12 protein-coding genes are annotated in these 13,679 nt (G+C 38.2%); 10 read left to right on the forward strand and 2 right to left on the reverse strand.

What is annotated here, in order from left to right; all coding sequences use genetic code 11:
- Positions 1-5 precede the first annotated feature (5 nt).
- From thiS to MHH95_RS12645, 5 genes are all read left to right on the forward strand, one after another.
- A complete protein-coding gene (gene thiS / locus MHH95_RS12625) occupies positions 6-203 on the forward strand; it encodes a sulfur carrier protein ThiS (protein WP_340727866.1) in 198 nt (65 codons plus the stop codon).
- 3 nt (positions 204-206) lie between these two features.
- Complete coding sequence (locus MHH95_RS12630; protein WP_340727867.1) at positions 207-974, forward strand: thiazole synthase; 768 nt, start codon at positions 207-209, stop codon at positions 972-974.
- Positions 971-2,008, forward strand: coding sequence for a ThiF family adenylyltransferase (locus MHH95_RS12635; RefSeq protein WP_340727868.1), 1,038 nt, complete (start codon positions 971-973; stop codon positions 2,006-2,008). Before MHH95_RS12630 ends, MHH95_RS12635 begins: the two co-directional genes overlap by 4 nt.
- A 738-nt stretch (positions 2,009-2,746) precedes the next feature.
- Complete coding sequence (locus MHH95_RS12640; RefSeq protein WP_340727869.1) at positions 2,747-4,021, forward strand: histidine--tRNA ligase; 1,275 nt, start codon at positions 2,747-2,749, stop codon at positions 4,019-4,021.
- Positions 4,022-4,362: 341 nt separating this feature from the next.
- Complete coding sequence (locus tag MHH95_RS12645) at positions 4,363-4,563, forward strand: cold-shock protein (protein WP_191699045.1); 201 nt, start codon at positions 4,363-4,365, stop codon at positions 4,561-4,563.
- Positions 4,564-4,647: 84 nt separating this feature from the next.
- Here MHH95_RS12645 and MHH95_RS12650 read toward each other — a convergent pair whose 3' ends face one another.
- Positions 4,648-5,835 carry an MFS transporter gene (locus tag MHH95_RS12650; RefSeq protein ID WP_340727870.1) on the reverse strand — a complete coding sequence of 396 codons (1,188 nt, stop codon included), beginning with the start codon at positions 5,833-5,835 and terminating at the stop codon, positions 4,648-4,650.
- Between the two features lie 124 nt (positions 5,836-5,959).
- Between MHH95_RS12650 and MHH95_RS12655 the strand changes: the two genes are divergently transcribed.
- Positions 5,960-7,597: an ABC transporter substrate-binding protein gene (locus MHH95_RS12655; RefSeq protein WP_340727871.1), complete on the forward strand. Its 1,638-nt coding sequence runs from the start codon at positions 5,960-5,962 to the stop codon at positions 7,595-7,597.
- Positions 7,598-7,807: 210 nt separating this feature from the next.
- Here MHH95_RS12655 and MHH95_RS12660 read toward each other — a convergent pair whose 3' ends face one another.
- Positions 7,808-8,434, reverse strand: coding sequence for a TetR/AcrR family transcriptional regulator (locus tag MHH95_RS12660; protein ID WP_340727872.1), 627 nt, complete (start codon positions 8,432-8,434; stop codon positions 7,808-7,810).
- 210 nt (positions 8,435-8,644) lie between these two features.
- Here MHH95_RS12660 and MHH95_RS12665 point away from each other — a divergent pair, with 210 nt between their 5' ends.
- The 4 genes from MHH95_RS12665 to MHH95_RS12680 all read left to right on the forward strand — a co-directional run bounded on the left by MHH95_RS12665 (position 8,645) and on the right by MHH95_RS12680 (position 13,668).
- Positions 8,645-9,538 (forward strand): NAD(P)-dependent oxidoreductase, encoded by an 894-nt coding sequence (locus MHH95_RS12665; RefSeq protein ID WP_340727874.1) that lies wholly within the window; start codon positions 8,645-8,647, stop codon positions 9,536-9,538.
- 13 nt (positions 9,539-9,551) lie between these two features.
- On the forward strand, positions 9,552-11,072 hold the full coding sequence (locus MHH95_RS12670; RefSeq protein ID WP_340727875.1) for a CoA-acylating methylmalonate-semialdehyde dehydrogenase: 1,521 nt from the start codon (positions 9,552-9,554) through the stop codon (positions 11,070-11,072).
- A 73-nt stretch (positions 11,073-11,145) separates the two neighbouring features.
- The gene (locus MHH95_RS12675; protein ID WP_340727876.1) at positions 11,146-12,462 is read left to right on the forward strand and encodes a GntP family permease; all 1,317 of its coding nucleotides are present in this window, start codon (positions 11,146-11,148) and stop codon (positions 12,460-12,462) included.
- Positions 12,463-12,480: 18 nt separating this feature from the next.
- Positions 12,481-13,668 carry an iron-containing alcohol dehydrogenase gene (locus MHH95_RS12680; RefSeq protein ID WP_340727877.1) on the forward strand — a complete coding sequence of 396 codons (1,188 nt, stop codon included), beginning with the start codon at positions 12,481-12,483 and terminating at the stop codon, positions 13,666-13,668.
- Positions 13,669-13,679: the final 11 nt, after the last annotated feature.

A 13,679-nucleotide genomic window follows, 5' to 3' on the forward strand; every position in this document is an offset into this window, starting at 1 on the left:
AAGCGATGTCTATTACAGTGAATGGGAGAAAGCAACTCGAGCTTTTTGAAAATGTTCAGCAATTACTGAAACATTATGGCTTAGAAAATCGCATTGTTGTCGTAGAAGTGAATCAGGAAATTGTTATGAAAGAAAGCTATGAAACGACGCGCTTATCACAAGGTGATGTTGTAGAGATTGTTCATTTTGTTGGAGGAGGATGAAGTATGTTAAAAATCGCAGATCGCACATTTCAGTCTAGACTGCTGTTAGGGACAGGGAAATATCCGTCATTTGAGTTGCAGAAAAAGGCAGTAGAAGTCTCACAGGCAGAAATTTTAACGTTTGCCGTAAGAAGAATGAATATTTTTTCAGAAGAGCAGCCTAACTTTTTGGAACAGCTTGATTTGACGAAATATACGCTATTGCCTAATACAGCAGGAGCCAAAACGGCAGAGGAAGCGGTGCGTATAGCAAAACTTGCTAGGGCATCGGGATTGTGTGACATGATTAAAGTCGAGGTCATTGGAGACTGGCATACATTGCTACCGGATCCCCTTGAAACCTTAAAGGCGTCAGAAATGCTGTTAGAAGAAGGATTTATCGTTTTACCGTATACATCGGATGACGTCGTTCTAGCTAAACGCCTTGAAAGTTTGGGTGTTCATGCGATTATGCCAGGTGCTTCACCAATCGGCTCAGGCAAAGGGATTATTAATCCAATGAATTTAAAGTTTATTATAGATCAGTCAACGATTCCGGTTATTGCAGATGCAGGGATTGGCTCGCCTAAAGATGCTGCCTATGCGATGGAGTTGGGAGCAGATGCGGTATTACTGAATACAGCTGTAGCTGGCGCAAAGGATCCTGTAAAAATGGCTGAGGCAATGAAGCTCGCGATAGATGCTGGCAGATTAGGCTTTGAGGCAGGCAGAATAGAAGAAAAAGAGTATGCAACTCCGAGCAGCCCGACAGCAGGAATGGTGACGCCTTGAACAATCGTTATGCAAGACAATCCTTATTTTTAGGAGAAAATACGCAACAACGTATCCAGCAAGCAAAAGTCTTAATTATTGGGGCAGGTGCACTTGGCTCAGCGAGTTCTGAAATGCTGGCGAGAGCAGGAATTGGGCATTTGACGATTGTTGATAGAGACTATGTTGAATGGAGCAATTTACAGCGCCAGCAGCTCTACGTCGAGACAGATGTCCATCGCAAATTACCAAAGGCTATCGTAGCTAAACAAAGACTGGAGCAAATAAACAGTGAAATTATTATTGAAGGTATTGTGGAGGATGTGCACGGACTAAATATAGAAACATTAATGCAAGGGTATATGATTGTTGTCGATGCAACGGATAATTTTGAAACAAGCTTAATCATTAATGATGCGGCAAATAAGCAAGGAATTCCGTATATATTTGGTGCCTGTGTCGGGAGCTATGGTCTTACATTGCCTATCGTCCCAGGAGAAACCCCATGCTTACATTGTTTACTGCAGCATTTACCGATGGACACGATGACCTGTGATACAGTGGGTGTCATTAGCCCAATTGTTCTAGTTACGGCTGCGTATCAAGTGACATCCGTAATGAAATGGCTTTCAGGAATCCCATTGCAACCAATTGTTCAATCGGTCGACCTGTGGAAGGAAGAGCACGCAAAGATTCATGTATCGAAGCTTAAAAATCCACATTGCCTTACTTGCGGTGAACAACCAATTTACCCTTTTCTCCAATTAGAGCAACAAATGAAGGTAGGGGTGCTTTGCGGGCGGGATGCGGTTCAGCTAAGACCTGGCCAATCGTATAAGTATTCGCTAGAACAAATTGCAGAAAACATAAGTAAGCAAGTGACAAAGCTAATAGTAAATCCATATTTACTATCGTGTCAGTTTGAGACATACCGCATCGTTTTCTTTGAGGATGGTCGCGCCATTATCCATGGTGTAGCAGACCCTATGTTAGCAAGAGTTGTTTATAATCGATTTATACAAATAGGCGGAAGCAATCAAAGAGTGCAAGTGTAAATATTTCAAATGAAATGTGGTGAACAAGAGAGTACGAAACATAAATTCGTACCCTTAACCTATTTGGTCTGATTAATTGCCCTCCTAAAATAAAGGAAGATTTTACCGTTATTTGAATGATGTCGGTTATTTTAGGATAAATAAGGGAACGTTTTACCGCTATTTTCAATAAAATCATTAAATTTCTTGTTTTTTAGGTCAATAACGGCAATATGTTCCCTTATTTTTACTATTTTTCATGTTATTTTAAAAATAACGGAAATTCATTCCTCTATTTATCTCGTTACGCAATTCAATTTAAAAAAGCTTGGGAGGCAAGCCTGGAAAGCCTGCCTCGGAACGGATTACAACGGACGGGAACCTCAATAACACTTGCTTCATCGTCTTTTCCCGGAGCGCAGCAGAACGGACTTCATTAGAAAATCTTATTTTCAATTTCTTCTCCCACACTAATAGTTATTAACCGTAATATTTCCATAAAAGATATTAGTTGTTGATAATTGAAATTTGTTCCTGTATAGTAATGAGCAACTTATTAAGGAGGAATGTTTATGCTGAAATTAAAGGCATCCATATTTTCTACAACACATCATCATACAAAGTAGTCTTGCTATCTTTATTAATTTATTAATATCGAATAGGAAGACTATTTTTCGTGGAATCGTATACATAAAGCCGTTATAGGAGCTTTATATAGACGATTTTTTTTATTGCCAAAAATAAAGGGGGAACACAGCAATGAAGAAAATGGATTATCAAAATGTAAGGGGTACACAGGATTTTTTACCGGAGCAAGAGGTTGTACGACGTAAAATTCGCCGAACGTTGGAGGATACATTTATTTTATACGGCTGTAAACCATTAGAAACACCGATGATTAATTATACCGATTTAATGGCTTCCAAATATGCGGGTGGGGCAGAAATTTTGCAGGAAATGTACACCTTAACTGATCGTGGCGAACGTGATTTGGCACTTCGTTATGATTTAACCATTCCATTCGCAAAAGTAGTCGCGATGAATCCAGGGCTTGCGATGCCATTTAAACGTTATGAAATCGGGAAGGTGTTTCGTGATGGTCCGATTAAAGCTGGACGATTCCGTGAGTTTACGCAATGTGATGTTGATATCGTTGGTGTAAAATCACAAGCTGCAGAAGCTGAACTAATGATGATGGCAGTCGATGCTTTTGAAAAGTTAGATGTAAACATCTTAATTCAATATAATAACCGCAAGCTTTTGTACGGTTTACTGCAAGTGCTTGAAGTGGAAGAACAAAAAATGAATCGGGTTATTTTAGTTTTAGACAAGATGGAAAAAATCGACCGTTTAACATTAGCGAAGGAATTATCGGAGTTGGGAGTAAGTCAAAAGGCGTTAAAAAATATAGAAGCTTTTTTAGACGCAGCACCAACGCTTTCGTATTTTGAAACATTTCAAGAAGAAAATAACTTCATAAAACAAGGTGTAGCTGAAGTACGTGAATTGATGGATTATTTAAACGCGCTTAATATTACCGAAACTTGTATTTTCAATCCGTTTTTAGCACGAGGTCTGGAAATCTATACAGGAACTATTTATGAAATTTTCTTAGCAGACGGTGTAATTAAATCAAGTATTGGTAGTGGTGGACGCTATGATAATGCCATTGGTGGACTAATAGGCACAGATGAGGAATTTGCAACGGTTGGTATTTCATTCGGCCTTGATGTTATTTATACAACGTTTGAATTAGCTGGTAAGATTGAAGAAAATCCTAAAGAGATCGATATTTATATTATTCCGATTGGTACAGAAAAACAGGCACTTCAACTTGCAACAAGCTTACGCAAAGAAGGTAATCGAGTGGAAGTGGAACTTGGTGGCAAAAAGGTGCGTAAGGCAATGGAAAAGGCCAATCGTGAAAATGTAGCGAAAGTTATTGTGCTGGGGGAAGATGAACTAGCTAAAGGGAAGTATGAATTGAGGGATATGAAGACAGGGGATATTGAAGAAAAATCATGGACGTACTAAATTAGAAGTAGAATAATACGTCACCTTCGATCATTAGTTAGTATTTAATAAAAGGTGATGTATTTTCTGCTGCATGATTCAGAGTAATACGTTCCTTACTAAATGGACCGGATAGGGAAGGTTTAATTAAATAGCGCAATAAAGAGGGGAAGTAGGCTATGCACTAGACAAATTCATTTTTATGGTATATACTATGTTTAATAAGAGTTATACAAGACAACAATAAATTCACCTATTACAAAAAGTATTTGGATTTTGTTTGGTACTTTTTGTAATATGTGAATTTTTTTCTTTTTAAGGAAATTGTCATCTTATTAATACGAATAATGGAGGTCATTTAAATGACACAAGGTACAGTAAAATGGTTTAACGCAGAAAAAGGTTTTGGATTTATCGAAGTTGAAGGCGGAAACGACGTATTCGCTCACTTCTCAGCAATCCAAGGCGACGGATTCAAATCTTTAGACGAAGGTCAAAAAGTTGAATTCGGTATCGAAGAAGGTCAACGTGGCCCACAAGCTACAAACATCGTAAAACTTTAATTTTAATGATGTAACCATACAAAAGAGGTATCCTTTTATTAGGATGCCTCTTTTTTGTGTTCATTTATAGGTCCAAAGCGTTGCTTATACCGTCATAGTAAATTTCGTTTTAAATAAAATAAAAACATTAATAGAAATAATGATAGCACTTATAAGGAATATCGGTGGAATGGCAAAGTGATCTGCCCAATACCCCCCAACAAGTAAACCAAAAGGTAGAGCGAGTTTCATAATCATCGAGGTTGTACCAGCAACACGACCTAATAGATGATTGGGCGTTGTTTCTTGACGTAGTGCAAGATAGACAATATTTGTCATCGTTGAAATGGCTGTACGCAAGGATAATAAAATCCCTAATAGCCACCAAGTTTGTGCAAACATAAAAGTAATTAAAATAAGAATTTCCACTGCCATTGAATATGTATAAATTTGTCCTCTTCGATATTTATTACGAAGCGGTCTAATTATTTTTGCTCCCAATATGCCACCAAAAGCTGATAGTGTTAGCATGAAGCCAAGTTCCTCTTTAGTAAACTGTAGTGTATCGAGCGCATAAAACGTCAGCACACCGATAATGAGGCTTGAGGCGAAATTTGAAAAGAAAATTGTCCATGTTTGTATAAACAGTGACTTATTTCTGATCAGCTCATCATAACCCTCTTTTAAATCCTGCCAAAGTGATTGAGAAGACCGCTCTGGATTCGGCACCTTCTGTAATAGTGCTGTTACGAAAACAATGAGCAGATTACAACCTACAAATAGCCATAAAAATACAGCATTCGAACTCCAAAGCAGAAGCATACCTAATAGTCCAGGTCCGATAATTGAAATTAAGGTATTTTGTAACGACAATCTTGTTTGAATTTCTGTCATTTGCGAACGCTCAAACAGCTGCGGCATAATCGCATTTGTTGCGCTGCCGATCATATAGCCGAGCGATGAAATAACGAAACCGAGTACATACACAGACCAAAGTGAAAACTCGGTTGTCGTTAGCACTACAGTTAAAGTGAATGCAAATAGCGTACGGATGACATTTCCCCAAAGCATTGTTAGGCGACGATTCATTCGGTCTACGAGTACACCAATAAACATTCCTAATAGCACATTGGGTAGGAAATCCATTAAGCGCATTGTACTCATAGCAATGGCTGATTTTGTATATTCATACAAGATAAGCGGTAATATAAAGGAAAACGTCGTCATTGAAATATTCACTAATAATGAAATTACATACAGCTTCTGAAAATTTGAGTTTTTAAGTAAGTTCATATAGCACCTCCACTTAAAGAAGTTTAGAATAAAATAACAGGAACAAAAAGTGATTGGAAAAATAGACTTGTTCACCTTTTAAGGAGGAAATATGGAATACGAGTTTACGTTAAGCAAATTTTTTATGAAAGATCAACGTACGGAAACGTCTATTGCGGAAATAGCCAAGCTTTTAAATTGTTCTACACGCTACGCGAAAACGATAGTACATCAACTTGAGGAAAACCAGAAAATCCGATGGGAGACTGCGCGTGGTCGGGGGAAGAAGCCGTTTATTACGATGCTGAGAAATTCAGATACTATTTTACTAGAATGGATATCTGAGCTTTGGGAAATCGGGAATTATGAAGTCGCATTGGAAATTATAAAACGCTATGATATGACCCAAAATTCAAATATTCAAGCGTGGTTAAATTCAAAATTAGGTCTGCAGTCTATTGAAGATGAGCATATATTTGTTCAGCAAATGTATGAAGTTGAACTTTTTCTAGATCCTTTAAAATCAATTTCAAGACATGATTCCCATATGATGGAGCAAATTCATGAAACACTTTTTGGGATTGATGAAAAAGGCAATATTTTTAATAATTTAGTATTTGCCTATGATACACAGGATTATCGTACGTGGTCTTTCGTATTAAAGAAAGGCGTCAAGTTTCACGATGGTACAATACTGACGGCAGAGGAAGTCGTAGCTTCAATTGCCTATATTAGTGAGCGTTACAAAGAAATTTATGAAATTGCACAAATGAATGTCCTTAGTAAATACGAACTCATTATACAGCTGAAAAAACCATTTTCCTTACTGCCAACCTTTTTTGCTAGTCCGAGATTAGTCATGCTAACTAAATCCCTCAATCCAGAAATCGGCTGTGGACCTTTTCAGCTTAAGCAGCTTTCAAATGACAAAATTATTCTGGAGGCATTTCAATCTTATTTTAAAGAACGACCTTGGATCGACCGAGTGGAGCTGTTTATTACGGAAAGCGAAGTCGCCAGTCCAATTTCACATATGCCAATCGAGGACGAACCTTATCGTGTCATTGAACAGCAGGAGGAAGGGGCAACATATTTATTTTTTAACAGTAGCCGTGAAGCCTTCTCAAGTGAAGAGGCAAGAGCCTATATATGGCATAACATCCTACCTGAGCAATTTGTATTAAATCCGTATTACGAGCAACCTGCGTACGGCTGGCTGACTTCATCACATAAAGTACAAGTAGAAGCCCCACAGCTAATAAAACCCGACTTGAAAGAGCCGATTATTATTGGGTATCAGCAAATCCGTGAAGGAGTGAACCACCTTCCACAGGCAGAAAAGCTGCAGGAGATTTTAGCAGAGCATAATATTGAAGCGGAACTTCAATGTATCAATTTCCAACAGCCAACAGCTGAACGATTTAAAAAGATGGACCTATTTGTAGGTGGTATGGCTATTTTAAGGAATTTAAATCTATCCTTTTATAATTATTACACTACATACGGGAAAGACTTAATTTCTACAATGAATGAACAGGATTGTAAAAGGGCATTCAATCTATTTGAAGAAGCGAAAACGTCACATAATCCATTGCTTGAATTTGAGGAAATTGAGCAATTTCTGCAAACGTCATACCATCTTAAATTCCTAAAACACCGTAAGCACTACTATTATGTTCGGGAAAATTCTAACTTTGATCATGTGGTGTTTGATAACCATGGACGAATTGATTATCGCAAACTTTATGTTTCGACAAATGAACATAAAAAATATACATTGTGACTATAGAAGCGCTTTTAAAAAGCTATACTTTCCCATACAAAAACTCCCCAATTAATAAGCAGATTTTATTTTTTAATCTGTCTACCTATTGGGGATTGTTTTAATTTCTATACATACTTACTTTGGAGATGTTTTATGTCGTCTAGTTACAATAAAGATTACTTCAAAACCTCTCATTACACTAAGTCCTTTTTGGTATTAAATTTCTGCTCACTTTACAATGAGCCCGTCAAGCATAGAACCCGTAAAGTCTACCATCTCCTCTACTAAATCAAAGCTTTCATCGTGAATTAACCAATCATAGACGTTTGCACGCATACAACGCTCTACATATTTTGTCGCAACCTCAAGTGTCACATCCGGCTTAAATTCATGCTGATTAATCCCTTCTATTACGAATTGACGTAGCATTTGAAAAATTTTACGTTGTGGGTTGATTAAAAAATGATTTTTCTCCACTTCTTTTGTCATAGCTGCCGTATAAACGGTCCGCAACATATCTTTTCCGACATGATTTTGCAAATAAATCATCTGTTCCCTAAAAATAAATAATATTTTTTCGACTGCATTAAAGTGATCGGGTATATTTTTTTCTATTTCTATATAATAGTTATCCATTTCCTCAAACTTTTCCAAAATAACATCATATTTGGATGGGAAGTGTGTATAAAAAGTCCCCTTAGATACATTACAAGCCTTTGTTATCTGCTCTACAGAAACATGTTCAAAGCCATGTTTAGTGAATAAATCCAATGCAGTTATATAAAGTTTTTCTTTTGTTAATAGAGCTTTTTTTTGACGTTCTGTTAATTGATGATTAATTCCAAACCCCTCCAAACATTATTTTAATATTTTAAAAACAAGAAAATTAACTTTTCTAGGTAAAAAGTGTATTGACGTAGAAAAAAGTAATGTATATCATTTAACTAACCACAGTCACTGACTGCGGTCAATCTTTTTTAACACATCTTTTTATTCACTCTAATTGAATATTGCAACTTATTCAATAAAGAAATGTAAGGGTTCTCATAAAAGGGAGGAATGTACATGGCACACACAATTGGGTTTATCGGATTAGGTAATATGGGTTTACCTATGGCAACTAATCTTGTCAATGCAGGCTATACAGTACTCGGCTTTGACACAAATGAAGCCAGCAATGAAAAGTTTGTGGCAAATGGAGGGACAGCTGTTGCCGACGTTGCACAACTCGTTGCAGAAAGTACGGTCGTTTTAACGAGTCTACCAACACCACAAGTCGTTTCTGCTGTTTATCGCGGTCCACAAGGAATTATCCATACAGCTAATAAGGGAACAATTTTAGTAGATTTCAGTACGGTCAATCCCCAACTTAATGACGAGTTATTTGCGGAAGCACAACAAGCTCAACTGCATTACTTAGGTGCTCCTGTAAGTGGAGGAGTGATCGGAGCGATTAACGCTACTTTAACAATCATGGTCGGTGGCGAATCGGAAATTCATCAACAAATGACTGCCATTTTTAATTCACTAGGTAAAAATATATATCATCTCGGGACTTCACCAAGTATCGGTACACGCATTAAATTACTTAATAATTTGATGATTGGTTTCTATACTGAAGCCGTTGCCGAAACAATTGTCCTCGGTGAACAAATGGGTATTGAAGCAGATGTTTTATATGAAGTCTTGAGTAATAGTTATGGTCAGAGTCGTATATTCGAACGTAACTACTTAGAGTACATGAAAAATGACGACTACAATCCAGGATTTACAACGAATCTACTTTTAAAAGACTTAAAGTTAGCAAAAGAAATGGCTCAACAAGTCGGAGTGCCACTACCTATTGGGGATCAGCTCGTAGATTTATATAGCAGAATCTCAGATGAAGGTTTCGGTGATAACGATATGGCAGCTTCGTATTTAAGTCTTAAAAATAAAACAAAAATAGAGCAACTATAAGGAGGCAACAAAAATGGAAACAACACAAGCAGTGAAAGTATTAACACACTTTATTGGTGGCGAAATGGTAGAAGGCAAAAGTAATCGTTTCGGTGATGTTTACAACCCAAGTACAGGTGAAGTAATTGCAAAAGTCCCTTTAGCTACGGCAGAAGAAACATCCCAAGCAATTGAGACAGCGCAAAAGGCCTTTCCAAAATGGCGTGATTTATCTGTAGGTAAACGTGCAGATGTTGTTATGAAATTCCGTAATCTACTCACTGAGAACCAAGAACAACTTACGCAAATTATTTGTGAGGAAAGCGGTAAAACAATAGACGATGCAAAGGGTGAGATTACTCGTGCTTTAGAATCAGTGGATCTAGCAATTGGCGCACCACATCTGGTAAAAGGTGAATACTCGGTCAATGTTGGGGGACAAATTAATTCTTACTCTGCAAAGTATCCATTAGGTGTTGTGGCAGCTATTTCGCCATTCAACTTCCCAATTATGGTCCCTTTAGCACAAACAAGTATGGCTGTTGCTGTAGGAAACGCGGTTATTTTAAAAGCATCTGAAAAAGTACCAATGACTGCTCTTTTCATCAGTGAATTATGGAAAAAAGCCGGTTTACCAGATGGTATTTGGACAGTTATAAATGGTGATAAAGATGCTGTAAATGAACTATTGGAAAACCCAAAAGTTCAAGCAATCTCATTTGTTGGTTCTACACCTGTCGCACAATACATTTACGAAACAGGTTCAAAATATGGCAAACGTGTTAATGCATTTGGTGGTGGTAAAAATAACATGGTCGTTATGCCTGATGCAGACTTAACACAAGTGGCGGATGCATTTATTGGGGCTGCTTATGGGGCTGCTTCTCAACGCTGTATGGCTATTTCAACAATCATACCTGTCGGAGAAGAAACAGCAGATAAATTAGTGGCCATTCTAAAAGAAAAAATTAATGCGCTAAAAGTTGGTTCTTATACAGAAACCGATACAGATTTCGGTCCAGTAATTTCTCAACAATCAAAAGATGCCGTATTAAATGCGATTGCACGTGGGGTGGATGAAGGCGTTGAAGTAGTTTGTGACGGTCGTGAATTTGACATCGTGAAACAATCTAAAGGATTCTTCGTTGGTCCAACACTTTTAGATAAAGTAAAACCGGGGATGGATATTTATGAACAAGAAGTCTTTGGTCCAGCGCGTAATGTGGTACGTGTTAGGTCATTAGAAGAAGCAATTGATTTAATCAATCAACATGAATTAGCAAATGGTGTGACTATTTATACAAACGATGGAGCTGCTGCGCGTAAATTCACAACAGAAATCGATGTTGGGATGGTTGGGGTAAATGTACCAATTCCAATTCCTGTTGGTTACCATAATTTTGCCGGTTTCAAAGGCTCACGTTTTGGCGAAGGGCATATGTTTGGGCCTGACCAAGCACGTTTCTATACAAAAACCAAAACAGTATCAGAACGTTGGCCAACTGCAACAACGGTGTCTACTTCTACATTTGCTTTTCCTAGCAATAATGAATAATTGATTTTTATCTGATTAAGCTGTATGGCTCCCAAAATGGTCTGTGTAGCTTTTTAAGGGGGATGGAAGAATTATGCTAGGTTATATTGGATTGTTTGGCAGTTTGGCGTTATTAATTTACTTAACGATGAAGGGTGTTAACTTATTAATTTCAGCGCCATCAACAGCATTACTTGCAGGTTTAACAAACGGATTAGCCTTTTTTCCACAAACGGCCTTGGATGAACAAGCTAACTTTTTAACAAGCTATATGAACGGTTTTACAGGATTCGTTGGATCTTGGTATTTAATGTTCATGGCAGGTGCGATCTTCGGTAAAGTGATGGAAGATACGGGCGCTGCGGACAGTGTATCAAAATGGATTGTAGATAAAATCGGAGTGAAATATGCTGTATTCGCAGTCGTTCTGGCTGCCGCTGTTTTAACATACGGAGGGGTGTCCGTATTTATCGTAGCGTTCTCAGTTTATCCAATGGCTATTAGTTTATTCAAGCAAGCAAACTTCCCGCGCCGCTTTATTCCAGCAGCACTGGGATTAGGTTCTGTTACATTTACAATGACTTCAGCAGGTTCGCCTGAAATTCAAAACTGGATTCCAATTCCTTACTTGGGCACTACGCCATATGCAGGTTGGGAAGTAAGCGCTATCGTCGCTCTAATCATGGCAACAATCGGCTGCCTATGGTTAAACTGGATGGTTAAACGTGCAGTAGGTAAAGGTGAAGAATTTATTACTCGTTCTACGGACCCTGTCATAGATGAATTGAAGGCTTTACCAAATCCACTTTTAAGTATGATTCCGTTATTAGTTGTTTTAGTAATTTCATTTATTTTCCATGATTCATTAGGTACTTCAGCATTAATCGTTGCATTAACGGGTGGATGTCTTGCCGGTTACGCTGTGAATTTTAAATTTGCAAAAGCAGTAGGCGCGACGTTAGCAGCCGGCGCAATGGGTGCAGTTGTTGCCATTGCCAATACTGCAGCGGTAGTAGGATTTGGTGGTGTTGTAAAAGCAACACCTTCCTTCCTTGCCACGGTAGATGTTATCACTAGTATTCCGGGTAGTCCTTTAATCGGTGGTGCTGTTTCGATTGCCGTAATCGCTGGTTTAACAGGTTCTGCTTCTGGTGGGCAAACCATTGCCATGCCATTATTAGCACCTCATTACATTGATATGGGTGTAGATACAGAAGCGCTTCACCGTACAATTGCCATTGCCTCAGGTTCACTTGATTCATTACCTCATGGCGGCTACGTAGTAACAACAATCAGTTCTGTTTGTGGAGAAAAACATAAAGACGCCTACTTACCATTTGGGGCCTTGACCGTCATTATACCAATAATCGGAACTGTACTTGCTATTGCACTATTCTCTCTAGGAATGTAAGAAAGGGACGTGAACATTATGATTCAAACAAAATCAGTTTATACATTTCACTCACTACCTACGATGAAATACGGGGTTGGTGCACTTGAAGAAGTTGGTCATCTCGCACAGGGATTTGGATCAACAGTACTTGTCGTAAGTGATCCTGTCATGAAGAGTTTAGGTGTTGTAGATAATTGCTTACAGCATCTACATGCACAAGGTTTACAAACACATGTGTATGTAGGCGTTGTATCTGAACCTGTAGATACGTATGTTGATGAAGGCTTAAAACTACTACAGGATACACAGTGTGATGTCATCGTTTCAATTGGCGGAGGTAGCTGTATTGATACAGCAAAAGCTATCGCCGTTGTTGCAACAAATGGGGGCTATGTTGGCGACTACATGAAGATGCAAAAAAATGCCGCTATACGACCTATACCACATATTGCAATTCCAACAACTGCAGGAACTGGCTCTGAAGCAACGGATGCTACAGTCATCACTGATATCAAAAATGATATTAAGATGATGATTAAACAACCTGCTTTTATGCCCAATGCAGCTATTGTAGATCCATTATTATGCTTAACTTCACCAAAATCGATTACAGCAGCAACAGGCATTGATGCATTAAGCCATGCGATTGAAGGTTATTTATCCCGTTTAGCACATCCATATTCTGATTTACTAGCATTATCCGCAATGGAACTAATCATCAATAATTTACTGCCATCATATGAAGATGGCACAAATTTAACCGCGCGTGAAGCGATGGCTTTAGGTTCAATGCAAGCAGGCGCTGCATTCTCTAATGCCTCTGTAGCACTAGTGCACGGGATGTCACGCCCAATTGGTGCGTTATTCCATGTACCACATGGTATTTCAAATGCCATGCTGTTACCAGCTGTCTTAGAATACTCAAAAGATGCTTGTATTCCGCGTCTTGCAAAAATCGGAGCCTTCTTTGTTGGGCAAACAGATGCAATATATACAGATGAACAGTTAGCTGATTTAGCTATTGACTCGGTAAAGAATCTTTGTAAACAAATGAATATCGGTAACTTGCGCCAATACGGGATTGACGAAGATGCCTTCTTCCAAGCAATCGATAAAATGGCAACTGATGCTATTGCAAGTGGGAGCCCAGCAAACAATCCGAAAGTACCAAGTTTGGATGATTTAAAGGTATTGTATAAAATTGTTTATGATTATAAATTTTAATTCACAAGAGC

Source organism: Solibacillus sp. FSL K6-4121 (genome assembly GCF_038002585.1).
Lineage (GTDB): Bacteria > Bacillota > Bacilli > Bacillales_A > Planococcaceae > Solibacillus > Solibacillus faecavium.

What these genes read in the sequence shown, in the direction of transcription:
- MHH95_RS12640 (WP_340727869.1), top strand. Translation starts at nt 2,747, where the DNA reads ATGAAGAAAATGGATTATCAAAATGTAAGGGGTACACAGGATTTTTTA.
- MHH95_RS12645 (WP_191699045.1), top strand. Translation starts at nt 4,363, where the DNA reads ATGACACAAGGTACAGTAAAATGGTTTAACGCAGAAAAAGGTTTTGGA.
- MHH95_RS12630 (WP_340727867.1), top strand. Translation starts at nt 207, where the DNA reads ATGTTAAAAATCGCAGATCGCACATTTCAGTCTAGACTGCTGTTAGGG.
- MHH95_RS12675 (WP_340727876.1), top strand. Translation starts at nt 11,146, where the DNA reads ATGCTAGGTTATATTGGATTGTTTGGCAGTTTGGCGTTATTAATTTAC.
- MHH95_RS12680 (WP_340727877.1), top strand. Translation starts at nt 12,481, where the DNA reads ATGATTCAAACAAAATCAGTTTATACATTTCACTCACTACCTACGATG.
- MHH95_RS12670 (WP_340727875.1), top strand. Translation starts at nt 9,552, where the DNA reads ATGGAAACAACACAAGCAGTGAAAGTATTAACACACTTTATTGGTGGC.
- thiS (WP_340727866.1), top strand. Translation starts at nt 6, where the DNA reads ATGTCTATTACAGTGAATGGGAGAAAGCAACTCGAGCTTTTTGAAAAT.
- MHH95_RS12655 (WP_340727871.1), top strand. Translation starts at nt 5,960, where the DNA reads ATGAAAGATCAACGTACGGAAACGTCTATTGCGGAAATAGCCAAGCTT.
- MHH95_RS12650 (WP_340727870.1), bottom strand. Translation starts at nt 5,835, where the DNA reads ATGAACTTACTTAAAAACTCAAATTTTCAGAAGCTGTATGTAATTTCA.
- MHH95_RS12665 (WP_340727874.1), top strand. Translation starts at nt 8,645, where the DNA reads ATGGCACACACAATTGGGTTTATCGGATTAGGTAATATGGGTTTACCT.